Origin of the sequence: Halomonas colorata, from assembly GCF_014897985.1 — a bacterium.
GTDB lineage: Bacteria > Pseudomonadota > Gammaproteobacteria > Pseudomonadales > Halomonadaceae > Vreelandella > Vreelandella colorata.
This window is the reverse complement of the sequence record NZ_JABUZA010000016.1, coordinates 38,395-59,726: the sequence shown is the minus strand read 5'-3', so window position 1 is coordinate 59,726 and position 21,332 is coordinate 38,395. Positions and strand designations below refer to the sequence as shown.

Annotated in this window: 21 protein-coding genes; 9 read left to right on the top strand and 12 right to left on the bottom strand. The window is 54.7% G+C overall.

The genetic code is table 11. The annotated features are described in order from the left end of the window. Positions 1 to 2: 2 nt before the first annotated feature. The 3 genes from phoR to INT33_RS10140 all read left to right on the top strand — a co-directional run bounded on the left by phoR (position 3) and on the right by INT33_RS10140 (position 2,906). Positions 3 to 1,295: a phosphate regulon sensor histidine kinase PhoR gene (gene phoR, locus INT33_RS10150; RefSeq protein WP_193091819.1), complete on the top strand. Its 1,293-nt coding sequence runs from the start codon at positions 3 to 5 to the stop codon at positions 1,293 to 1,295. A gap of 307 nt (positions 1,296 to 1,602) precedes the next feature. Next, positions 1,603 to 1,977, top strand: a complete 375-nt coding sequence (locus tag INT33_RS10145; RefSeq protein ID WP_193091818.1) for a hypothetical protein — start codon at positions 1,603 to 1,605, stop codon at positions 1,975 to 1,977. A 611-nt stretch (positions 1,978 to 2,588) separates the two neighbouring features. Further along, complete coding sequence (locus INT33_RS10140) at positions 2,589 to 2,906, top strand: hypothetical protein (protein ID WP_193091817.1); 318 nt, start codon at positions 2,589 to 2,591, stop codon at positions 2,904 to 2,906. 123 nt (positions 2,907 to 3,029) lie between these two features. Here INT33_RS10140 and cysZ read toward each other — a convergent pair whose 3' ends face one another. The 6 genes from cysZ to INT33_RS10110 all read right to left on the bottom strand — a co-directional run bounded on the left by cysZ (position 3,030) and on the right by INT33_RS10110 (position 9,000). Beyond that, a complete protein-coding gene (gene cysZ, locus INT33_RS10135; protein WP_192537434.1) occupies positions 3,030 to 3,770 on the bottom strand; it encodes a sulfate transporter CysZ in 741 nt (246 codons plus the stop codon). A gap of 77 nt (positions 3,771 to 3,847) precedes the next feature. Then, the gene (gene phoU, locus INT33_RS10130; protein ID WP_192537435.1) at positions 3,848 to 4,573 is read right to left on the bottom strand and encodes a phosphate signaling complex protein PhoU; all 726 of its coding nucleotides are present in this window, start codon (positions 4,571 to 4,573) and stop codon (positions 3,848 to 3,850) included. 44 nt (positions 4,574 to 4,617) lie between these two features. Further along, the gene (gene pstB, locus INT33_RS10125; RefSeq protein WP_193091816.1) at positions 4,618 to 5,433 is read right to left on the bottom strand and encodes a phosphate ABC transporter ATP-binding protein PstB; all 816 of its coding nucleotides are present in this window, start codon (positions 5,431 to 5,433) and stop codon (positions 4,618 to 4,620) included. After that, complete coding sequence (gene pstA / locus INT33_RS10120; protein WP_193091815.1) at positions 5,427 to 6,836, bottom strand: phosphate ABC transporter permease PstA; 1,410 nt, start codon at positions 6,834 to 6,836, stop codon at positions 5,427 to 5,429. The genes pstB and pstA overlap by 7 nt, the downstream gene beginning before the upstream one ends. Continuing rightward, positions 6,833 to 7,951: an ABC transporter permease subunit gene (locus tag INT33_RS10115; protein WP_193091814.1), complete on the bottom strand. Its 1,119-nt coding sequence runs from the start codon at positions 7,949 to 7,951 to the stop codon at positions 6,833 to 6,835. The genes pstA and INT33_RS10115 overlap by 4 nt, the downstream gene beginning before the upstream one ends. Before the next feature lie 98 nt (positions 7,952 to 8,049). Next, positions 8,050 to 9,000 carry a PstS family phosphate ABC transporter substrate-binding protein gene (locus INT33_RS10110; RefSeq protein WP_226940150.1) on the bottom strand — a complete coding sequence of 317 codons (951 nt, stop codon included), beginning with the start codon at positions 8,998 to 9,000 and terminating at the stop codon, positions 8,050 to 8,052. An 84-nt stretch (positions 9,001 to 9,084) separates the two neighbouring features. Between INT33_RS10110 and INT33_RS10105 the strand changes: the two genes are divergently transcribed. Beyond that, positions 9,085 to 9,498, top strand: a complete 414-nt coding sequence (locus INT33_RS10105; protein WP_192537439.1) for an acyl-CoA thioesterase — start codon at positions 9,085 to 9,087, stop codon at positions 9,496 to 9,498. Positions 9,499 to 9,612: 114 nt separating this feature from the next. On the opposite strand, the gene INT33_RS10100 is transcribed toward INT33_RS10105, so the two are convergent. The 3 genes from INT33_RS10100 to hexR all read right to left on the bottom strand — a co-directional run bounded on the left by INT33_RS10100 (position 9,613) and on the right by hexR (position 13,966). Continuing rightward, positions 9,613 to 10,701: a TRAP transporter substrate-binding protein gene (locus INT33_RS10100; protein ID WP_192537440.1), complete on the bottom strand. Its 1,089-nt coding sequence runs from the start codon at positions 10,699 to 10,701 to the stop codon at positions 9,613 to 9,615. A 127-nt stretch (positions 10,702 to 10,828) separates the two neighbouring features. Continuing rightward, positions 10,829 to 13,027 carry a DNA helicase II gene (uvrD, locus tag INT33_RS10095; RefSeq protein ID WP_193091813.1) on the bottom strand — a complete coding sequence of 733 codons (2,199 nt, stop codon included), beginning with the start codon at positions 13,025 to 13,027 and terminating at the stop codon, positions 10,829 to 10,831. 84 nt (positions 13,028 to 13,111) lie between these two features. After that, positions 13,112 to 13,966 carry a transcriptional regulator HexR gene (gene hexR, locus INT33_RS10090; protein WP_018918493.1) on the bottom strand — a complete coding sequence of 285 codons (855 nt, stop codon included), beginning with the start codon at positions 13,964 to 13,966 and terminating at the stop codon, positions 13,112 to 13,114. Positions 13,967 to 14,239: 273 nt separating this feature from the next. Between hexR and INT33_RS10085 the strand changes: the two genes are divergently transcribed. Beyond that, positions 14,240 to 14,458, top strand: coding sequence for a PA3496 family putative envelope integrity protein (locus INT33_RS10085; protein ID WP_018918494.1), 219 nt, complete (start codon positions 14,240 to 14,242; stop codon positions 14,456 to 14,458). A gap of 70 nt (positions 14,459 to 14,528) precedes the next feature. On the opposite strand, the gene INT33_RS10080 is transcribed toward INT33_RS10085, so the two are convergent. The 3 genes from INT33_RS10080 to INT33_RS10070 all read right to left on the bottom strand — a co-directional run bounded on the left by INT33_RS10080 (position 14,529) and on the right by INT33_RS10070 (position 17,735). Continuing rightward, entirely contained in the window at positions 14,529 to 15,872 is a 1,344-nt protein-coding gene (locus tag INT33_RS10080) for a sodium-dependent transporter (RefSeq protein ID WP_193091812.1), read from the bottom strand. A gap of 149 nt (positions 15,873 to 16,021) precedes the next feature. Further along, complete coding sequence (locus INT33_RS10075) at positions 16,022 to 16,876, bottom strand: DUF72 domain-containing protein (RefSeq protein WP_193091811.1); 855 nt, start codon at positions 16,874 to 16,876, stop codon at positions 16,022 to 16,024. Between the two features lie 64 nt (positions 16,877 to 16,940). Beyond that, positions 16,941 to 17,735 carry an IclR family transcriptional regulator domain-containing protein gene (locus tag INT33_RS10070; RefSeq protein WP_193091810.1) on the bottom strand — a complete coding sequence of 265 codons (795 nt, stop codon included), beginning with the start codon at positions 17,733 to 17,735 and terminating at the stop codon, positions 16,941 to 16,943. Between the two features lie 139 nt (positions 17,736 to 17,874). Here INT33_RS10070 and aroQ point away from each other — a divergent pair, with 139 nt between their 5' ends. From aroQ to INT33_RS10050, 4 genes are all read left to right on the top strand, one after another. Next, positions 17,875 to 18,315 carry a type II 3-dehydroquinate dehydratase gene (aroQ, locus tag INT33_RS10065; protein WP_193091809.1) on the top strand — a complete coding sequence of 147 codons (441 nt, stop codon included), beginning with the start codon at positions 17,875 to 17,877 and terminating at the stop codon, positions 18,313 to 18,315. Between the two features lie 438 nt (positions 18,316 to 18,753). Further along, the gene (locus tag INT33_RS10060) at positions 18,754 to 19,521 is read left to right on the top strand and encodes a lyase family protein (protein ID WP_226940149.1); all 768 of its coding nucleotides are present in this window, start codon (positions 18,754 to 18,756) and stop codon (positions 19,519 to 19,521) included. 203 nt (positions 19,522 to 19,724) lie between these two features. Then, on the top strand, positions 19,725 to 20,558 hold the full coding sequence (locus INT33_RS10055) for a CoA transferase subunit A (RefSeq protein WP_193091808.1): 834 nt from the start codon (positions 19,725 to 19,727) through the stop codon (positions 20,556 to 20,558). Further along, entirely contained in the window at positions 20,558 to 21,331 is a 774-nt protein-coding gene (locus INT33_RS10050; protein ID WP_193091807.1) for a CoA-transferase subunit beta, read from the top strand. The genes INT33_RS10055 and INT33_RS10050 overlap by 1 nt, the downstream gene beginning before the upstream one ends. Position 21,332 lies beyond the last annotated feature (1 nt).

Genomic DNA, 21,332 nt, shown 5'->3' with positions numbered 1-21,332 from the left:
TCGTGCGCCTGTGGAGCCGTGAGCTGTGGCGCATTGCCTGGTTAGCGACCATTGGGGTTTGCCTGGGATGGCTATTGGGTTCGGCAGGGCTGGGGTTATCGGCCGGATTGGCCGTCTGCTTGTTCTACCATCTACGTCAGCTACGCGTGCTTTTTCAGTGGCTCACCCTCAATCCGCATAATGAACCGCCCGCGGCCAGTGGCATGTGGGGGGATCTGCTTGATCGTCTTTATCGCTATCAAAAAAGCCAGCGTATCACCCAGGGACGATTACGGGCGACGCTGGCACGCATTCAAGAATCCTCTGAGGCTATGCGCGACAGCGTAGTCATGCTTGACCGGCACGGTGATCTTGAGTGGTGGAACAGCGCCGCAACGAAGATGCTGGGCCTGCAGACAGCGCATGATCGTGGTCAGCACATCACCAATCTACTGCGCGACCCAGACTTTATCAGCTACTTCAATGCACGCAATTATAGCGAGCCGTTAACTCTGACCTCGCCGATTGATGAGCGTAGCGTCCTGCAATACCAGATTACCCTCTACGGTGACGATGAGCGCTTGGTGATGGCGCGGGATATCACCCGTTTACATCGCCTTGAGCAAATGCGCCGCGATTTCGTCGCCAATGTTTCCCACGAACTGCGTACTCCGTTGACCGTTCTTCTGGGCTATCTGGAAACCTATGGCGATCTGGCCGACCAGCTTCCGCCCCGCTTAGGCCGGGGTATTGAGAAGATGCAGGAGCAGACCCAGCGTATGCAAAATCTGGTGAATGATCTGCTGCTGCTGTCGCGCTTGGAGATTGATCAGGGTGGCGAAGATCATCAGCCGTTATCTATTGAGCGCCTTCTGAATAGTGTTTGTCAGGATGCACTCGCTCTATCGCACCACCAGCATAGCATGCGTGTCGAGATTGAAAACGATGCGGGGTTGGTGGGAAGTGAGCAGGAAATTCGCAGCGCCATTTCCAACCTGACTTTTAATGCCGTGCGCTATACGCCGCCAGGCAGCCAGATTACTCTGCGCTGGATGGCACTGGCGAACGGTGATGCCTGTATCGAAATCGAAGATAATGGCCAGGGGATCGATCCTGTGCATATTCCCCGGCTAACCGAGCGTTTTTACCGCGTTGATAAAGGCCGCAGCACCACCACGGGCGGTACGGGGTTAGGGCTTGCCATCGTTAAACACGTATTGTTACGTCATGATGCGCAGCTTCAGGTTGAGTCACACCCTGGTGAAGGCGCTCTATTCCGCTGTGTTTTTCCTGCCGTTCGATTGGCTGTCCTTTAAAGCCCTCTTCTTTTGCCTTTTAATAATCCTTGTACAAGTGTGTCACGATGTCAGTCAATTATGGTCAAAGGTTACCCATGTGCCATTTTTAACCAGTATGTGCTCCATTTAAACGGCAATAGAAAAGCTATTTGGCATGTGGGTGTTTTTGTAAGATGTTGTTTTATATTAAATATTTATTTTTTTGTCATTTTTGGCATTGGTCCTGCAATACTTTAAGCAAGGAAGACTACCGCAGGAAATGGTAAGCCAGGATGGCGCTTCCTTAAAATTATGCGGTATTAAACAGCGATCTAGGAGACGGAATATGATGTCCAAGGAACTACTCAAGAAAGCTGGTATTTTAGGTGTAACATTTGGTCTGATGGCAAGCCCATTTGCGTTTGCTCAAGAACCAGCTAACCCAAGCGGTAATATTTCTCCAGATGAGCAGCCGGTTGAATCTCAATCACACGATTCTACACAAGCAGGCTCTTCTGACTACGATCAAGACGATCTGATTCACGAAGAAGGCGATAACGCAGCGCATAACGATGGCGCAATGGGTTCCACGCACTCTGGCACTCATACCGAGAATGACGCAATGGGCTCTGGCCCAACTGGCGAAACCTCAGGTGGCGATACCTCTTTTGAATCTGACGATTTACCCAAAGAGAATAGTTCAGTAACGACTGAGCAATAAAAGTCATCATGTTTTTATAGATGCTCAGGAAGAGCTAGCATGGGATAAGGATTTCCCACTGCATGGATGCTCACTGATTCAAGGAACGAATCAAGCGACAATCAGAACGTTAGTCAGGGTAAATTCCAAGGTTGGAGTCCCGCAAAAGGAAAGGAAGCTAACGTTAGATATTGTCCATAGCTACGAGATCAAGACCCTGCCACGGCGGGGTCTAATCTTTTGTGGGAAAAAATATTTTTTTTGAAAATGAAATTTGTTGCTCTGCTTTGATGCTTTAGGTGACTGCCAGCCTGATTTTAATAGGCTCACCACCTAGTTTTTTAAAACACAATACGCCCTGCGACTACACAGTGTGCCACTTTGGTTGAATAACAAAGACGCATGTGCCATTATTACGCAACACGTTAGCGTGCTATCTATTTGTGCGGCGGTGTTTTGCGTGCAGCGTTTATTCAGCATGTGCCTGATATTTAAAGCTAATATTTATATATGGCATTGTTGGCATTTCTAATGCAAAAGATAGATGAGAGCGATAGCCGCTAGACGATTAGCTGGGCATTAGCTATAGCTATCAACCTTATAAGCGGCATTCATGTTATCAGGAGTAAGTCATGTTATTTAAAGCAATGGTAAAAAAAGTAGGTATCTTCAGTGTTTCTTTGGGCCTTATCGCAAGCCCGCTGGCATTTGCGCATAGCTCTATCGAGTTAAACAAAGATCGCTCTGTCGGTGAGATTACTCATCAGTCACAGTCCACCCGTACGTCTGAGTCAGCCACTTACGCTGCGAACGAGCTGAACCACGGTGACAGCGATCGTATGAACACTAACTACTCGCCGACTAGCCAGCAAGAGAGTGACCGTCAAAACACAAGCTCTTACAAAGCGTCTGATTTAACGCGCGATGAAGGCGACAGCACTGATTGGTAAGCCTTTTCTACTCTAAGTTAATAAAAACCTAGGGTGGTAAGAAACAAAGGTAGTAAGAAAAATTAGCAAGCATAAAAAACCCCGCTCATGCGGGGTTTTTGCGTTTCAGAACTAACCACTCGGCTATGCAGAGCCTTGGTGCGTGAGTTCGCGAGCCGTGCGGTAATGTTGGTCCCACATCAAGACGGCGCCTGCCACCGCGCCGGGTATCAGAAAGAGGTTGGCCAGTGGTATCCAGGTGATCAGGGTTACCAAGCCGCCATAGCTAAGGCTTTGCCACCAGCGCTTGGTAAGCCGTTGGCGCATATCTTTAAATGCGACCTTATTATTATCCATGGGATAGTCTAAGTAAGTAATGGCCATGATCCATGCTGAAAATAGCCCCCATAGCAGAGGCGCAAAAAGATTCAGTCCCGGTATCCAACTGATAATAAACAGCGCAATGGCGCGGGGGGCGATATAGCCTAGCTTAACCAATTCCCGGCCTACGGCATCAATCGCCGTTTTGGTCAGTCCCCGGTCATCCAGCGGAATTCGTCCGGTTGCCTGAATTTCCACTTTCGACGCCAGAAAGCCGTAAAAAGGCGCCGCGATAAGGTGAGTGATCAAGGTAAAGGTAAAAAACACCACGGCGAGTAAGCTAATCATGAAAAGCGGCCAGATCAGCCAGGAGAGCCAGTCAAGCCAGGTAGGTACCAGGCTCATCCAGTGATCCAGCCAGCCGGAAAAGCGATTGACCACAACGCCTAACATGGCGCCATAAACAAGGATATTGACGAGGATAGGCAGGAAAATATATCGCCGCAGACCCTTTTGATAGACCAGGCGCGTGCCCTGCTTAAGCGCTGTTATCGCATCCAACATGTCACTCATTCCTCATAAACGCAGACGTCCAGGCTGGTGTCAGCCCAGACGTATTGCAAGAGGAAATGCCTCGTGGGTCAAGGCTTTTTCGCTACCTTCTGATCGACGGTGTCCAGATCGCTATGGCGAATATCGAGCCCCTTGACGAGGTATACCACGTACTCCGCCAGATTGTCGGCATGGTCACCAACGCGTTCCAGTGCGCGCAGTACCCACATGATGCTAAGTATTGAGCTAATCGAGCGTGAATCTTCCATCATGAAGGTCATTAGCGAGCGCATGGCACTGCCGTACTCATCATCGACCGACTCGTCTTCACGCACAACCTGCATGGCCAGCTCGGTATCGAAGCGGGCAAAGGCTGTCAGTGCATCGCGCAGCATTTTGCGTACGTGCTCGCTGATATGACGAACCTCGATCAACCCGCGAACCGGGCTGCTGTTTTCGCTGAGCAGTAGCGCATTGCGGGCAATTTTACTCGCCTCATCGCCGATACGCTCAAGGTCCGAGGTCGCGCGGATCACGGCGAGCACCAAGCGTAAATCCGACGCTGCTGGCTGACGGCGCGCCAATACGCGGGTGCACTCTTCATCGATTTGCAGCTGCAGATCATTAACCTGGCGATCATTGTCACGCACTTTTTCAGCTAAGCGGGTGTCACCTTCAAGCAACGCGTGGACGGCGTCCTGCACCTGCTTTTCCACCAGCCCGCCCATGGTCATCAGGTGGGTTTTCAACTCTTCCAGCTCTTGGTTGAACTGGCGTGAGATATGCTGGCTGTGGGTATCGCTCGTAATATCCATTGAGCACTCCTGAGATAAGGTCGGTTAGGCCCGGACTATTGTTTTCAAGTCATGCGGCCGGTGATGTAGTTTTCGGTGCGTTGTAAGCGCGGGTTAGTGAAGACTTGATCGGTAGGGCCATACTCAACAAGTTCTCCAGTGTGTAAAAAAGCGGTGTAATCGGATACCCGGGCGGCCTGCTGCATATTGTGAGTTACAAGAACAAGCGTAAGCTGCGATTTAAGATTACGGATCAATTCCTCGATCTTTAACGTTGAAATCGGATCAAGCGCTGATGCTGGCTCATCGAGTAGCAGTACATCGGGCTGGACGGCTAGCGTCCGGGCAATCACCAAACGCTGCTGCTGGCCGCCTGAAAGCTGCCAGGCTGAGCGGTGAAGGCGATCCTTTACTTCGTCCCACAGCGCCGCTGAGGTAAGCGCCCACTCGATGATGTCATCACGCTGCCGTTTGGGTAGGCGGTGTTGTAAACGCAAGCCAAAGGCCACGTTTTCATAAATCGACATGGGAAACGGGTTAGGGCTTTGAAACACCATCCCCACTCGGCGGCGCAGCTCGGTCACGTTCATCTGCGGGGCGTAGATATCCTGCCCTTCAAGCTGAATATTCCCACTGTGCGCCACGCTCTCATTAAGATCGTGCAGCCGGTTAATGGCGCGCAGCAGGGTGGACTTGCCACAGCCTGACGGGCCAATAAATGCCGTTACCCGGTGGCGCGGTATGCTAAGCGTTAAGTCACGCAGGGCCGATTTCCCCGCATAAGCAAGGTTAAACTGGTTGATGCTCAGGGCGCTGTGCTCGGACGAAAAGTGCGTCACCGGCGCCTGAGAGGCTGTGGCTGAATCTAATGACGCTAGCATTCGCTTCCTCGTTGGCGCCTAAAATAATGACGCAGAAATATGGCAGTAAGATTAAGCACCAGCACAATGAGCACTAAAAGAAGTGCCGTGGCGTACACCAGTGGCATAGCAGCCTGTACATCCTCGCCATGAAAGGCGGTGTCAAATAGATGATAGCCAAGATGCATGAACTTGCGCTCTAGATGTAAATAAGGGAATTCACCGTCCACGGGCATTTGCGGGGCCAGCTTGGCGACGCCCACCAGCATCAGTGGCGCCACTTCGCCGGCCGCACGGGCAACCGCGAGGATAACCCCGGTCAGCATGGCGGGTATGGCCATGGGCAGGACAATGCGCACCAGCATTTCCAGGCGCGTGGCGCCTAGTGCCACCGCCCCTTCACGCTGAGCATCAGGAATACGTGCCAGCCCCTCTTCGGTCGCCACAATCACGACCGGTAGCGTTAACAATGCCAGGGTTAAAGATGCCCACAAAAGGCCGCCGGTGCCGAAGGTCGGTGAGGGCAACGTATCGCTGAAAAACCAGCTATCAAGCGTGCCGCCAATGCCGTATACGAAAACGCCCAGGCCAAACACGCCATACACAATCGATGGTACGCCGGCCAGATTACGTACTCCAATACGTACCAAGCGGGTAAGGCGGTTCTGGTGGGCGATTTCATTGAGATAGATGGCCGCTAGCACCCCAAAAGGCGTCACGATCACCGACATTAAGATGACCATCAGTACGGTGCCAAAAATAGCCGGCCAGACACCGCCGCCCGTATTGGCGGCACGTGGACCCTGGCTCAAGAACTGCCAGACGTTTCGGCTCCAGGTGTGCATTTTCTGCCACCAGGACATGGCGTTAGGCGCCAGCGCCTGGCTGACACCGCTCAGTGATTGACGCAGTGTCTGGCCATCGGTGGTTACTAGCAGAAGCTCGGCATCAGGGCGTTCCGCCTGGGGCAGGGCGAGCGCCTGAGTTAGATAACGCCATGCCTGGTCTTCACGGAGCAACTGCCCGCCCGTTTCCACGCCGGCTAAGCGGCCGATAAAATCACCCCACGGGTTACGTTCCAGGCGAATCAGGTCGCTTGGCGTGCTGCGTGAGACGATGTCGTCCAGATTTACCCAGCGCCAGCTAACGCCGTCGATGTCCCGGTTCGCCGTAAAGTAAAGCCGTTCAAAGCCCTCTGCTTGCGGTAGCGGGGCCTCGCGGGTCGGCTGCCCGGCGACGATTGCACCTGAGCGCAGGGTAATTTCTTCAAGCGTGGCGGGCCAAAAATGACCTAATCCGCGTACCACCAAGAGCGCTAACAAGGCCGCTAGCATTAAAAGTGATAAAGCGACGCTAGCGGCACATAACCATGGCCAGAGCGCGTCCAGCAAGCGTCGGCGAGGCGTACTTGAGAAGCGGTTCATGAATGGCGCCCCGCTTTATGATACCGGCGTCGCATGCGTGAACGGACTACTTCAGCCAGGGTATTAACCAAAAACGTAAAGATAAACAGCACCAGAGCAGCAAGTATCAAATGGTGGTAGGTAAGCCCGCCGGGCGAGGCTTCGGGAAGCTCAATGGCAATGGCCGCTGCCATGGAGCGCATGCCTTCAAAAGGACTGACACTCAACAACGCCATGTTGCCACTGGCCATCAGCACAATCATGGTTTCACCGACAGCACGCCCCGCGCCAATCATCACCGCCGAGAAAATACCGGGGCCAGCAGCCGGTAAGGCAACTTTCCAGAGCGCCTGCCAGCGGCTGGCGCCCAGCGCTTGGGCACCCTCCATCAAGCTTGTTGGCACATCGGCTAAAGCATCCTCCGCCAGGGCGTAGATGCTGGGTATAACGGCAAACCCCATGGCGATACCCACAATCAGCGCATTGCGGGTGGCGTAATCCATTCCCCAGTGCTGCTCGAGCAGGCGGCGCAAGTCGCCGCCTAACAAAAAATTCTCAAGCAGGGGGGCAAACCACAGCGCCAAAAGCACCATGCACACGAGCCAGGGCAAAAGCCACAGGCCGGCCCATGAAAGGGGCAGCCACTGCCGCCAGCGCGATGCGGCCATGTGCCAGAGGACACCTGCCAAGCCCGCGCTGATAGGTAACCAGATCAATAGCGCCAGGGTGCTGGCCAGATGACGCTCAACCCAAGGGGCAAGCACTAAACCGGCAATAAACCCCACCACCACGCCGGGTATCGCTTCCATCATTTCAAGTGTTGGCTTAACGCGGCTGCGTAGGCGAGCCGACATAAATAGAGCCGAATACATCGCGGCTCCTAGGGCTATCGGCAGGGCAAACAGCATGGCAGCCAGAGCGGCTTTTAACGTTCCCCAGGCCAGCGGCGAGAGTTTGCTGAAGGCAAACGTTTGATCCCATGCCAGCAGAGGCAACGTTTCCCAAACGAGAAACACGCCGATCGCCAAAATCGCCAGCAATACACCAATACCGCCAGCAGTAATCAGACCGGTGGCTATACGGTTTTTTAACTGGCGTAGTGGCTGGCGAGAAACAGCAGCGCGAGGTGGGGTCATATCAACATCATAAGAGAGCCGGGGCCGTCATGAAGAGGGTTTGCATGGTGAATTCTCCTTACTCTAAGTCATTTTTATGACAATTAGATGATAGTTACCTACCAGGTACGCTGAGCATCTATATCGTTATCGGGAAGCGGCACAAACCCCGCTGCGCGGGCAATGCGCTGGCCTTCCTCGGATAAAATAAGTGCTAGCAGGGCTTGGTCAGCCGGTGGTAGCGAATCGCCGGGCGGTAAATTAACGTACAGGTACAGGTCGCGCGATAGCGGGTACTCGCTGCGCTGAATGGCCTGCTCACTAGGCGCGATTTCAGCGCCTTCCTGGGTAATTAGGCTTAGCGCATGAACCATCGGCGTCAGGTGGTTATAGCCTGCATAGCCCATGGCGTTGGGAGACTCTCCCACTGCGGCAACCACCGCTGAGGAGCCAGGATGTTCGCTGATATCAGGCCTGAAATTGCCGCCGCAAAGCACCTCGGCCTGAAATAGCCCATGGGTGCCCGAGGCTAAATTACGCCCATGCAGGGCGATGCTTCCATACGGCCAGTCACGTGTCGTGGCCAATTCGTCCCAGCGTCTTATTGGAGCTTCGGCACCACACGTCTGGTCAGTGGAGAAAATAGCGTCGGCCTGCTTACGCGTGATGGCTCCTAACGGGTTATGCCGGTGCACGGCCAGAATCAGTGCGTCCTTCGCCACTTTGAGTTCCAGCGGCGGATAGCCATACCGGTCGATAAACGCCTGACGTTCGCCAGCATACATCGGGCGTGACATAAGCCCCAACCGGGTAGTACCTGCCGTTAATGCGGGGGGGACGCTGGCCGACCCGGTGGCTTGAAACTGCAGGTTAACCTCAGGGTAGCGGGCGGTGAGTGACTCGCCCCAGCGCAACATTAGCCCGGCCATGGTGTCAGAGCCAATAACGCCCAGCGTGCCGCTAATCGGTTGAGGTTGCCCCCAGACCGCTGATGCGCATAGCATTAGCGCCATGGCGAGCGTTAAACGCAGACGCGGCTTCTTGCCCGACGATAAACCGATACGCTTCAAACGAGTTTCCTCTTATGATTAACTAGCGTTTTTATATTGCAATGCAGCACTAGCACAACAATAACCTTATTAAGCGACCAACTAATGACACTTTTAGAAACCGACCTGGACGATGTCCCCGCGCCTCAAGGACAGCTCACCCTAAAATTACTGGCTTCTCGACAGGATACCAACCTTTACGGCGATATTTCGGGCGGGTGGCTGGTCAATCATATGGATCAGGCGGCAGAACTGGCGGCAGGGCGTGAAGCAGGCGGGCGAACATCGACAGTGGCGATTGAGTCGATGGACTTTTTAAGCCCAGTACGTGTTGGCTCAATGGTGAGCATTTATACCCAAGTAAAAGAGATTGGCCACAGCTCGATTAAAATTGATGTGGAAGTTTGGGTGCGCCCGCCTCTGGGACGACGTCTTGAAGAGCGCCAAAAGGTGACCGAAGCGCTATTTGTTATGGTGGCACTGGACGACAATGGGCGTATTCGCGCCGTTCACAGCTAATATTCTGTCTAGCTATTATCCGTTTTAACCATCATCCGTTATAACGATCAGGGGCGCCGAAGCGCCCCTGGTTCATGCAAACGTTTTTATCCAAACGTCATCAATCGATAACGCTTAGCCGCCCACTTTATCGCGGCCTTTCAGATAGGCATATTCGCCGATATCACTGAACGGACGAATAACCTTCTGGAAGGCAGAGTAGGACTCATAAACGCGGCGCGAGTCTTCGTCGTTTTCGACCTGATTCTGAATCACTTGCTGCGATGACTCATAAAGCGCCTGGATCACATCCTCTGGGAACTCGCGCAGCTCAACACCGTGCTCATCCACCAGTGTTTCAAGCGCCTGGGCGTTACGGAAGGCGAACTCGGTGTACATAGCCAGGTTGGAGGCGCGTGCTGCTTCGCGGATAACGTCCTGGAGATCTTCCGGCAGGGCGTTCCAGGCATCCAGGTTGATCATGGTCTCGACGGTAGCCGTCGGCTCGTTCCACACCGTGGTGTAGTAGTAGTCGGCGACCTGATGCAGACCAAACGCCATATCGTTGTAAGGGCCTACCCAGTCGGCAGCATCTAGCACGCCGGTTTGCAGCGAGGTAAAAATCTCAGACCCCGCCATGTTGACGGTGCTCACCCCGATGCCGTTCATGGCTTCACCGGCAAGGCCTGGCAGGCGCAGTTTGAGGCCCTGCATATCGGCTAGCGAGTTGATCTCTTTTTTGAACCAGCCCGCCATCTGCGGGCCTGTGTTGCCCACGGCAAACGGTTTGAGATTATGCTTGGCATAAATCTCATCCCACAGCTCCTGGCCACCGCCGTGATATAGCCACGCATTCATCTCCGTGGTGGTCATGCCGAAAGGCACGGCCGTAAAAAACTGTGCAGCGGCTAGCTTGCCGCGCCAGTAATAAGGCGTGGAGTGGCCGATTTCAGCCGTTCCGGCGGCAACCGCATCAAACACTTCCAGGGCGGGCACCAGCTCGCCGGCACCGTGTACGCGGATGGTCATCCGGCCGTTGGAAAGCTGCTCGACGCGCTTGGCAAAGTCGTTGGCACCGGTACCCAGCGCCGGGAAATTTTTCGGCCAGGACGTGACCATGTCCCAGGTGTAGGTTTCTTGCGCGTGGGCGCTGGTTACGAAAGGTGCGGCGGCGACACCGGCGGCACCCAGGCCGGCGGTTTTCAGGAATTGGCGGCGTTGCATGGCGGGCTTAACTCCGAGAAAGTATGATTTTTGTGTAATTGCACGTGAGCGCAAGTTTCCGCTCGTCAGTATGCGCTAATCCGGTTTTATTGGGCAACCTGCCGATTCATTTCCCTTAATGCGCGCGCTATAGCGGGATTAGTTTGGCAAACCCCAGCACTAGCCATTTAACGCCATCGCCCTCAAAGCTGACCTGTACGCGTGCGCGGGCGCCTTCGCCCTCGGCGTTAAGAATCACCCCCTCGCCAAATACCGGGTGGCCCACGCGCTGGCCCACGTGCAGGGTCGGCAGGTCGCCATCGCCTTCCACGCGCTGCTGGGCAAAGCTTGTGCGCGCTGCCGTCACCGGGCGCGAGATATGTCCGCGTAAGCGGACTTCTTCTAGCAGATGCGGGGGTAGTTCGCGCAAAAAGCGTGAGGGGCGGGGGAAGACCTCTTTGCCATGCATGCGACGGGTTTCCGCATGGGTCAGGTAAAGCTTTTGCATGGCGCGGGTAACGCCCACGTAGCAAAGCCTGCGCTCCTCTTCGAGCCGTCCTGGCTCTTCAATCGACATTTTATGCGGGAACAGCCCCTCTTCTACGCCGGCAATAAATACCACCGGAAACTCCAGACCCTTGGCAGAGTGAAGCGTCATCAACTGCACGCTATCTTCGAACTCCTCGGCCTCATGGTCGCCCGCATTAAGCGCCGCTTCGGAAAGAAAGGCTTCAAGTGCGGCCATGCCTTCGCCTGCTTCCGGCGTTTCAAACGCATCTCCCTGGGTAAAGGCGCGGGCGGCGGTCACCAGCTCTTCAAGGTTTTCGACCCGCGCCTGGCCTTTTTCACCGCGCTCGCTTTTATGGTGCTCAATCAGCCCGGTGTGCTCGGTGACATGATCGATGATTTCATAAAGCGTCAGGCCCGCAGCGTCGTTGTCGAGCTGCTCGATCAGGTTGGCAAAAGCCTGCACAGCATTGCCCGCGCGGCCTTTCAGCGTGCCGTCGCCCAACGCGTCGTGCAGTGCCTGCCACAGCGAGATGCTCTCGAGCCGGGCGCGGTGGCGCAGAATTTCCACGGTGCGGGTGCCGATGCCGCGGGTGGGCACGTTGATCACCCGCTCAAGGGAGGCGTCGTCATCGCGGTTGAGCAGCAGGCGTAAATAGGCCAGGGCATTCTTGATCTCCAAGCGCTCGTAGAAGCGGTGCCCGCCGTAAATACGGTAGGGCATCCCTTGGCGGATCAGGGTTTCTTCCAATAGCCGCGACTGGGCGTTGGAGCGATAAAGAATTGCGATATCGCGCCGATTGAAGCCTTCGTCGACCTTTTCTTTAATGGTATCGACGATATAGCGCGCTTCTTCCAGGTCGTTAAACCCGGCGTATACCGAAATGGGCTCGCCTTCGATACCGTCGGTCCATAGATTTTTACCCAGCCGCTCGCTGTTATGGCTGATCAGCGCATTGGCGGCATCCAGAATGGCGCTGGTCGAGCGGTAGTTCTGCTCAAGGCGGACCGTATGGGTTTCTGGAAACTCTTCTTCAAAGCGGCGAATATTTTCGACCTTGGCCCCGCGCCAGCCATAAATGGACTGGTCATCGTCGCCGACGGCGGTCATGGGGGTCTGCATGCCGGTGAGCAGTTTGAGCCAGGCGTACTGCAGCGTATTGGTGTCCTGAAACTCATCCACCAGCACGTGGCCAAAGCGCTCACGGTAGTGATTTAAAAGCGCTGGATTATCGCGCAGAAGCTCCAGGCTTCTCAGCAGCAGCTCGCCGAAATCCACCAAGCCGCCGCGCTCGCAGGTCAGCTGGTAGCGCTCGTAAAGCTCAACCATCTGGGCCAGATAGGCGTCGCCATCCACATTGACCTGATGCGGGCGCAGACCTTCTTCCTTACAGCCGCTGATAAACCCTTGCACCTGACGCGGCGGGAAGCGCTCATCGTCGATGGAGTAGTCTTTAAGCAGGCGCTTGACCAGGCGAAGCTGGTCATCGGAATCGATAATCTGGAAGTTTTGCGGAAGCCGCGCATCTTGCCAGTGAGTCCGCAGCAGGCGGTGAGCTATCGAGTGGAACGTGCCCACCCAGACATGGCGTAACGAAATGCCCTGCAGCGCTTCAAGGCGCGTGCGCATTTCGCGGGCGGCTTTGTTGGTAAAGGTGACCGCCAGCAGCGCGTAGGGCGATAAGCCTTCTGCATGCATCAGCCAGGCGATCCGGTGCACCAGTACGCGGGTTTTACCGGAACCGGCACCGGCCAGCACGAGAAGGTTACCCTGCGGGGCACTGACTGCCTCACGCTGAGCGGTGTTGAGCTGATCGAGTATCGCCGTGACGTCGTCCATAAAAGCCGCTGCCGGATCGAAAATGGGCGCCTAGTTTAGCACAGCAAACACACTGGCTGTGTATACAGGCGTCGGCGACAAAAATTAGTTGTCTTCGGGATAGCGCAGCGTATTCAGGCTTTTCTTCACGGCTTTAAGCTGTTCCGCCAGTTTGGGCCCGCGGGTTTTGGCAACCCCCACGGCTAATACATCGATCAACACCAGGTGGGCAATCCGCGAGCTCAACGGCGTGTAGATTTCAGTATCTTCATGAACGTCGATATACAGCGGCAGGCTAACTTCTTCCGCCAAGGGCGAACCGCTAGGGCACAGCCCAATCACTGTGGCACCCGCTTCGCGGGCCAGACGCACGCTGGCCACCAGCGCTTTGGTGCGGCCCGTCTGTGAAATGGCCACCACCACATCGCCCTCTTTAAGGGTTACGGCCGACATATTCTGCATATGCGGATCAGCGTAGGCGGAAGTGGATATCTGCAAACGGAAAAATTTGTGCTGGGCATCAAAAGCGACTGCGCCTGAGGCGCCAAAGCCGTAAAACTCGACCCGATTGGCCATGGCCAGCGCATTCACCGCGCGGCCCAAGGCGTCGTTATCCAGCCGGTCACGTACAGAAAGTAGCGTGCCAACGGTGGAGTCGAAAATGCTGTGAGAAAATTCAGCGACGGAGTCGCTATCGTTCATCGAGAACTGAGCAAACTGGCTGCCAGAGGCCAGCATTTGCGCTAACTGCAGCTTAAAATCCTGAAAGCCGTTACAGCCCAGGGCGCGGCAGAAGCGCACCACGGTGGGTTCGCTGACGCCGGCTTCCGTTGCGAGGTCTACAATCCGCATATGGATGACCTCATCAGGATTACGCAGCACAAACCGCGCTACCTTTTGTTCGGAGCGACGAAAGTGCTCCATGCGGCGTCTCATCTCATCGAACAGGGCGCGACTCACATTTAGCTCCTCGGTTATCCAGTGCGCTGGTCTCACTACATGCGCTTTGCTGTATTAAACAGCATTTTCGACAGTATGCCTGAGTGACGGCATAAATGGGCAATGAAACGCCGACTTAGCCGTGCGTTTAAATGGCGTTAAGCAAATTCGTCAACTTTCGTCATCATTTTGTCAAGTAAGGTATAGTAATAAGTGAAGTGCCGCACTGCATCATTTAACAGTCGTCACGGATGCAGGTGGACGAAGGCATATTCACCTGGAGGCACGTCGATTATGAGAAACGTCGAACGAATCACCTCGGTTAAGAGCGAACTGCTGGATATTTTCATGAGCATGGAAGTAGATGAACATGCTCAGCGTCAACGGAGTGCCGCTCAACGCAACTTACGAGCGCGTCGAGGGATTGAGCTACATCGGGAATTTCAGAAACTGTACCGGGATATCGCCCCCCTGCCGGAAGAAGATGAGCGGCAAGAAGGCGAATTGCACTAGCTGGATAGATCGTTAGCTATTGACTAGCGTGCTGCCCCACCGTTTGGCGGGGCACGCCATGTTAGTTTATTTAAATGAGACCCGTCAGGAAGACGACGATCACGCCGAGTGGCGCCACGTATTTGGCGAGTAGATTCCACAGCGTGAAATCGTAGATATCCAAACGCAGCTCCTTGCGCGCTTCTTCTTTATCCAGGCAGATCGAGAAGAAGATGATCGCGCCCAGACCCGTCAACGGCAGCAAGATTTTGCTGGTGAAGGTGTCGAGGAAGTCGAAGATATTGAGGCCGAAGAGCAGTACATCGGACCATACGTTAAACGACAGCAGCGCCGCCACGCCCAATACCCACACCGCAATACCGCTTACCAACGTTGATCCTGTACGGCTTAAGGGCGTGCGCTCTTCCAGCGTTTCAACCACCGGCTCAAGCAGCGAAATAGCCGATGTCAGCGCGGCAAATGTCAGCAGCAGGAAGAACATCAAGCCTAAAATCGTGCCGCCCGACATATTGCCGAAGGCAAGGGGGAGCGTTACGAAAATCAGCCCTGGACCTTCACTGGCGCTTAAGCCATTGGCGAATACGATCGGGAAGATCGCCAGACCCGCGAGCAGGGCGATAGCCGTATCCAGGATAATAACGGTACGGGCAGTGCTGATCAGGTTGACATCTTCACCAAGGTAAGAGCCATACGCCATCATGATGCCCATACCCAGCGAGAGCGTGAAGAAAGCCTGGCCCATCGCCGCAAGTACAACTCCGCCATCTAGCGCGTCCCAGTCAGGGCTGAACATAAAGCTCAGCGCTTCACCGAAGTAGCCGCTCGCCACGCCGTAGCCGACCAGAATTAACAACAGCACCACCAGCGCAGGCATCAGAATACGTGACGCCGCTTCAAGCCCCTTAGTCACGCCGCGTGCTACGATACCGACGACCAGCACCATGAACGCGCTATGCCAGAGCAGTAGCGTTGTAGGACTGCCCAGCAAATTAGTAAAGATAGCGCCAACCGCGTCGGCGTCCTGGCCGTTAAACGTGCCAATCACCGAGCTTAGCGTATAGTTCAGCGACCAGCCGCCGATGACGCTGTAGAAGGACAGAATCAGAAACGCGGCCAGAACGCCGCTGATACCGATAGTTGCCCAGGCCCGAGAGCGCCCGTGGCTGCTTGCCAGGTCGGCCATGGTGTTAATTGGATTCTTCTGGCCGCGACGGCCAATCATCCATTCCGCTACCAGAATCGGCAGGCCGACCAGCGTGACACACGCCAGATAGACAAGCACGAAGGCGGCACCGCCGCTTTCGCCTGTCATATAAGAGAAGCGCCAGATGTTCCCCAAGCCTACTGCCGATCCAGCGGCAGCCAGCACAAAGCCCATACGAGATGACCATTGTGCATGTGCAAGCTTTGCCATACATCACCTACTAGTTAGTTAAATTGTAATAAGCCGCTATGCGTCCCATTTACGCATGTTCGATAAGCCCAACCCCCTCGCTTATCGAAAGTATGCGCAATTTATCCGATCAGGAGGGCCCGTGCCAGTTAGGTTAAATTAATATTAGGTTAAAACAGTTGGTTTTGCGTCTCGCCGGGAAAGGCATTAAGCGGTGGCAGGCAGGTGAGTTCGTCAAGCGCATTGTAGAGCGTTCGGGCCATGTCCGGGGACTTGAGGTTGTCGGCAGTATGCACAAATAAGAAAGGGGTTTTCCCCTGACTTATCCACAGCTTTAGCTGTGCTTTCCAAGGTGCGAAGTAGCCCGTATTAATCGTTTTGTCAATATGGCCAATAAAGCGAATGACCGGAAAATTACCTGTGGAAAGCACGTGTAGCGGGAGTTTCGGCTTTTCCTGTTGGGCATGAGCAAGGCCCAAGTGGCCATTAGCCGGTGTAGAAAAGACCGGACGCACGTCCAGCATCACTCGGTTGGCACAATAAGTTATCAACAATTGGTTAAGAGCTTTTTCAGCCGCGCCTTTGTGGAAAAAGTCGGGGTGACGGACCTCGACGGCACATGGTAAATGCCCGGGCCAGCCCTTTAATAACACTTCTAGCTGAGGAAGTTCGTTAGGGCCAAAGTCACGCGGTAATTGAACCATGGTAGGACCCAACCGGTCATGAAGCGGCGTCAACGCGGTTAGAAAAGCCCACACGTCGTCGAGATTGGTCAACCGCTGATCGTGAGTAACGCTTGCCGGTAGTTTAAAGCAGAAGCGAAAGTGAGCCGGTGCCTGGCGAGCCCAGGCGGCAATCGTCTCCGTTTTCGGCGCGCCGCTATAAAACGTCGTATTGCCCTCTACGCTTGAGAACACGCTGGCATAGTCGCTAAGCAAATCACTTTTTGCGTGGCGAGCATAAAGGCTGCCCTGCCAGTCCTGGTTCGCCCACATGGGTAGGCCTAGGTAGAGGGGAAGGGTCATGGATAGTTCACCGGCAGCGGGCCTTTAAGCATAGCCTACTAATTAATGACAACGCTTTATTAGCCTAGGTCGTAATAGAAGCTCGGATCTGCGCCGCTTTGTCTTGTAAAAGCGGCAAGTATTCCTCCAGCAGTGTATCCATATCAATGCGCGCTGCGTTCGTACTGATATTGATTGCCCCAAGCAGTTGCCCTGATGCGTTAAACGCAGGTACTGCTAATGAGCGCAAGCCCGAGTCCAGCTCTTGGTCGGCAATGGCATAACCCTGTTGACGTACCGTTTCAATCCGCTTTTTAAGCGCGCCCTTGTCGATAATGGTTTTATCGGTGTAGCGCTTCAGTGCGATACGCTCAAGATAGCTTTCCAACGCCCGCTCAGATAGCTGGGCAAGCAGCACGTGGCCCATTGAGGTATGGGCCGCCGGCAGACGTGTACCCACGGAAAGGGAGATCGCCATCAAGCGGTGAGGCGCGGCCGAGCGTGCGATATAGATAACATCATCACCTTCAAGCTGGCCAAGCGATGAGGATTCGCCGGTTTGCGCGGTAATATCTTCCAAGTACTGCTGGATAACGCTACGATAATTATTAGCGGAAAGAAACGAATAGCCTAGCTGCAAGACCTTGGGTGCCAGCTCGAAATAGCGCTGATGTTTGCGAACATAGCCCAAGGCGTGCAGTGTTAGTAGAAAGCGGCGCGCCTTGGCGCGGTTCATGTCGGTTCGCGCGGCGACCTCGCTTAACGTCATGCGCGAATGGGTATCGTCAAACGCCAAGATGACATCCAGGCCACTGGCAAGCGCTGAAACAAAGTCACGGCTATCGGGCGTGAGAGTGTCTTCTTGTAAAGAGTCTTTCATAACGAATGATCCACCGTTTGGACGCATTTCAAAATTCCAATGTAACATGTTGTTCGAATAGCGAACAATTATTCGTTAGTCTGTGCCATGATATATGCGCGCCTCACATTTGCTTTACTCACCATTAGGAAAGCTACTTATGGGCCAACAAAAAGTAACGGTGCTTCACGGGCCGAACCTCAACCTTTTAGGCACACGACAGCCCGAAATCTATGGTCATGAAACCCTGGATGACGTGAATAACCAGCTGCGCGAGACGGCAGTGTTGGCAGGGTGGGAAATCAACTGCTTTCAAAGCAACCACGAAGGCGCACTGATCGATGCAATACACGCCGCCCGTCAGGACGGTAGCCAGGCGATAATTATAAACCCGGCAGCCTATACGCACACATCGGTTGCCATACTCGATGCGCTAAACGCGTTCGAAGGCACTGTCATCGAAGTGCATATCTCCAATGTGCACAAGCGTGAGAGTTTTCGCCACCACTCCTATGTGTCGCTGCGCGCCGATGGGGTGATCGCAGGGCTTGGAGTACACGGATATCAAGCGGCTCTTGACGCTATTATGAAGGCTCGATAGGCGCTGTTTAAAAAGCAGCCAGAGGTTTATTAAACATTCATGCGGTTATCAGGCGTGATGTAAGAAACACACCCCTCTAATTACGAAAAAACCATCTCCGACAGCATTTTGGCGTTACGCCATCGGTAAGATTTACTTTTTGTTTTCAGTCGAAAATCCCGACCTCATTCGCTTGGCCATGATAGAGAACATGCATCATGGCCGATTTCTGTCGCAGCCAAGATGCATTCGATGGTGAGTCAAAGCGACTGCTGAATGACGGTTGCAAACGCCTTTCCCTCTCTTTAGCGTATAGTTCGAATGGCGAACATGTGTACAAATGTGTTCAGTTTCGCATGTCTAAACTGTTCTTGTGGTTCTCTATAACGCTAAAAGGAGGCTAAGCGCCCATGCCTGCTGGATTTTTAAAACATCCTTTTATGAGCCGGTACGCGTTAGATGCGTGCTTCCGGGTGGGATGCACTGGGGCTTGAGTGGATGGACGCCTTGGCTGAAAAGCTAGGTCTGGCAGCACCGGTATTGCCATGGCATACCGACCGTTACCCTATCCATGCGCTGGGCACGGCGCTGGATGCCGTAGCGGGCGCTGCCGAGAAACTGGCCTTGGATGTATCGCTTCTCACCCAGACTGAAGTAGGCGAGGTGGCCGAGCCTTCAGCACCGGGGATGGGCGAGTCCTCCTCGATGCCCCATAAGCGAAACCCGGTGCGCAGTGCGCTGATCAGGGGCGCGGCAAGGCAGGTACATGGGCATGCTAGCGTGTTGCTGAACGCTGCCGCCCAGCCGCTGGAGCGCGGATTGGGCGAATGGCATGCCGAGTGGGCTCCGCTGGTGGAAAGCGTCCTGCTGGTGGAAGGCGCGCTGGAACAGGCGGCCGTGCTGCTTGAAGGGCTTGAAGTATATCCCGATAACATGTGGCGCAACCTGGCGGCGACTGGGGGCGGCATTATGGCTGAGCCGGTGGCACGGCTGCTGACCCCGGTGCTAGGCGCAGATGACGCCAAAGGCCTAAGTGCATCGGCGGCGGAAACCTCGCGTCGTGAAGCAAGAGATTATGCAGAGGTGTTGATCGAAGCACTGGCCGATCATCCTGAGGCAAACGGAACTATTGATAACGACTCGCTACGTAAAGCTTGCGATCCGGCTTTATACCTTGGTAGCAGCGGGGTCCAGGTCGAACGCGCCATAAAATGGCTGGAATCGTAATAAATTAATTTCAAAACAATTGCTTAGCGTAGGTTGTGAGATAGGCGGGCGCCGTAGAAGAGCTCAAGGTATGCGTGGGTGGAATTGACCCCAATAACGTTCAGCAGTAACTTGTTCGTATAGAGGATCTGTGTTCGCTTTGCGAACTAAGTGTTGACCACTCATTAACAAGCATGCCAACGACCCGCTAAGAGGCACCCATCATGGCCGAGTTTCTCAGCTTACATGACGCGGTAGCGCGCTACGTCCAGGACGGCGCTACCGTGGCCATGGAAGGCTTTACCCACCTGATTCCATTTGCCGCTGGTCACGAAGTGATCCGCCAGAAAAGGCGCGACCTGACGCTGATCCGTATGACCCCTGACATCATCTATGATCAGTTGATTGGCGCCGGCTGCGCCAAGAAAGTGATCTTTTCCTGGGGTGGAAACCCAGGAGTCGGGTCGTTGCATCGCCTGCGTGATGCCGTGGAGAAAGGCTGGCCGCACAAGATCGAGATTCTTGAGCACAGCCACGCGGCCATGGCGTGCGCCTTTGAAGCGGGCGCGGCTGGCCTGCCGCTGGCTGTTTTCCGCGGCTACATCGGCAGTGAATTGCCCAGCGTGAACGATCAGATCAAGTTCATTGAGTGCCCGTTTACCGGTGAGCGTCTGGCAGCGGTGCCTTCAGTGCGCCCCGATGTTTCCATCGTTCACGCTCAGCGTGCGGACCGCCAGGGCAACGTGCTGGTGGAAGGAATTGTCGGCGTACAGAAAGAAGCCATACTCGCCGCCAAGCACAGTATCGTCACGGTCGAAGAGATCGTCGATGATCTGAAAGCGCACCCCAATGCCTGCGTCATTCCAGGCTGGGCGATCAGCGCCATTGCGGTGGCAGAAAAAGGCGCGCTGCCTTCTTACACCCACGGCTATTACGGTCGCAGTAACCGTTTTTATAAAGAGTGGGATGCCATCGCCCGCGACCGCGACACCTTTACTCAGTGGCTCGATGAGAACGTCTTTAAGGGTGTTCAAAATCATGCAGGGGAGAACGTCTGATGAGTCTGGAATACACCTCTTCTGAAATGATGACCGTCACCGCGGCACGCGCGCTGGAAAACGGTACCACCTGCTTTGTGGGTATCGGCCTGCCTTCCGAAGCTGCCAACCTGGCGCGCCTTACCCATGCGCCGGACGTAGTCTTGATTTACGAATCCGGCACGTTGCAAACCAAGCCCGATATTCTTCCGCTTTCCATTGGTGACGGCGAGCTGTGCGAGTCGGCGTTGACCACCGTGGCAGTGCCGGAAATGTTCCGCTACTGGCTGCAGGGCGGCAAAGTGAACGTGGGCTTTTTGGGCACAGCGCAAATCGACCGTTTCGCAAACCTGAATACCACGTTGATCGGCGATTACCGTGAGCCCAAGGTACGCCTGCCGGGCGGTGGCGGTGCACCGGAGATTGCTACCAACGCTGGCGAAGTGTTTATTACCCTGAAACATTCCCGACGGGCCTTCGTCAAAGACGTCGATTTTGTCACGACGCTAGGCTTTGGCCGTGACGGCAAAGGGCGCGATAACGTGCCTAATATTGGCAAAGGCCCCACGCGAGTTATCACCGATTTATGCGTGATGAAGCCCGACCCCGAGACCAAAGAGCTGGTCGTGGTATCGCTGCATCCCGGTGTTAATCGCGAGGACGTAATGGATGCAACCGGTTGGGAGGTGCGTTTTGCCGATCAGCTTGAGAGCACCCCTGAGCCCAGCGAGAAAGAACTTGAGATCCTGCGCGAGCTGAAAGCCCGCACCGAACGCGCCCACACGGGCGAATAAG

Coding starts and splice junctions, on each gene's coding strand:
- pstA (WP_193091815.1), bottom strand. CDS start 6,836: ATGAACCGCTTCTCAAGTACGCCTCGCCGACGCTTGCTGGACGCGCTC.
- aroQ (WP_193091809.1), top strand. CDS start 17,875: ATGGGCCAACAAAAAGTAACGGTGCTTCACGGGCCGAACCTCAACCTT.
- INT33_RS10080 (WP_193091812.1), bottom strand. CDS start 15,872: ATGGCAAAGCTTGCACATGCACAATGGTCATCTCGTATGGGCTTTGTG.
- INT33_RS10105 (WP_192537439.1), top strand. CDS start 9,085: ATGACACTTTTAGAAACCGACCTGGACGATGTCCCCGCGCCTCAAGGA.
- INT33_RS10055 (WP_193091808.1), top strand. CDS start 19,725: ATGGCCGAGTTTCTCAGCTTACATGACGCGGTAGCGCGCTACGTCCAG.
- INT33_RS10115 (WP_193091814.1), bottom strand. CDS start 7,951: ATGACCCCACCTCGCGCTGCTGTTTCTCGCCAGCCACTACGCCAGTTA.
- INT33_RS10085 (WP_018918494.1), top strand. CDS start 14,240: ATGAGAAACGTCGAACGAATCACCTCGGTTAAGAGCGAACTGCTGGAT.
- phoU (WP_192537435.1), bottom strand. CDS start 4,573: ATGGATATTACGAGCGATACCCACAGCCAGCATATCTCACGCCAGTTC.
- INT33_RS10050 (WP_193091807.1), top strand. CDS start 20,558: ATGAGTCTGGAATACACCTCTTCTGAAATGATGACCGTCACCGCGGCA.
- INT33_RS10145 (WP_193091818.1), top strand. CDS start 1,603: ATGATGTCCAAGGAACTACTCAAGAAAGCTGGTATTTTAGGTGTAACA.
- INT33_RS10100 (WP_192537440.1), bottom strand. CDS start 10,701: ATGCAACGCCGCCAATTCCTGAAAACCGCCGGCCTGGGTGCCGCCGGT.
- INT33_RS10060 (WP_226940149.1), top strand. CDS start 18,754: ATGCGTGCTTCCGGGTGGGATGCACTGGGGCTTGAGTGGATGGACGCC.
- uvrD (WP_193091813.1), bottom strand. CDS start 13,027: ATGGACGACGTCACGGCGATACTCGATCAGCTCAACACCGCTCAGCGT.
- cysZ (WP_192537434.1), bottom strand. CDS start 3,770: ATGTTGGATGCGATAACAGCGCTTAAGCAGGGCACGCGCCTGGTCTAT.
- INT33_RS10070 (WP_193091810.1), bottom strand. CDS start 17,735: ATGAAAGACTCTTTACAAGAAGACACTCTCACGCCCGATAGCCGTGAC.
- pstB (WP_193091816.1), bottom strand. CDS start 5,433: ATGCTAGCGTCATTAGATTCAGCCACAGCCTCTCAGGCGCCGGTGACG.
- INT33_RS10075 (WP_193091811.1), bottom strand. CDS start 16,876: ATGACCCTTCCCCTCTACCTAGGCCTACCCATGTGGGCGAACCAGGAC.
- INT33_RS10140 (WP_193091817.1), top strand. CDS start 2,589: ATGTTATTTAAAGCAATGGTAAAAAAAGTAGGTATCTTCAGTGTTTCT.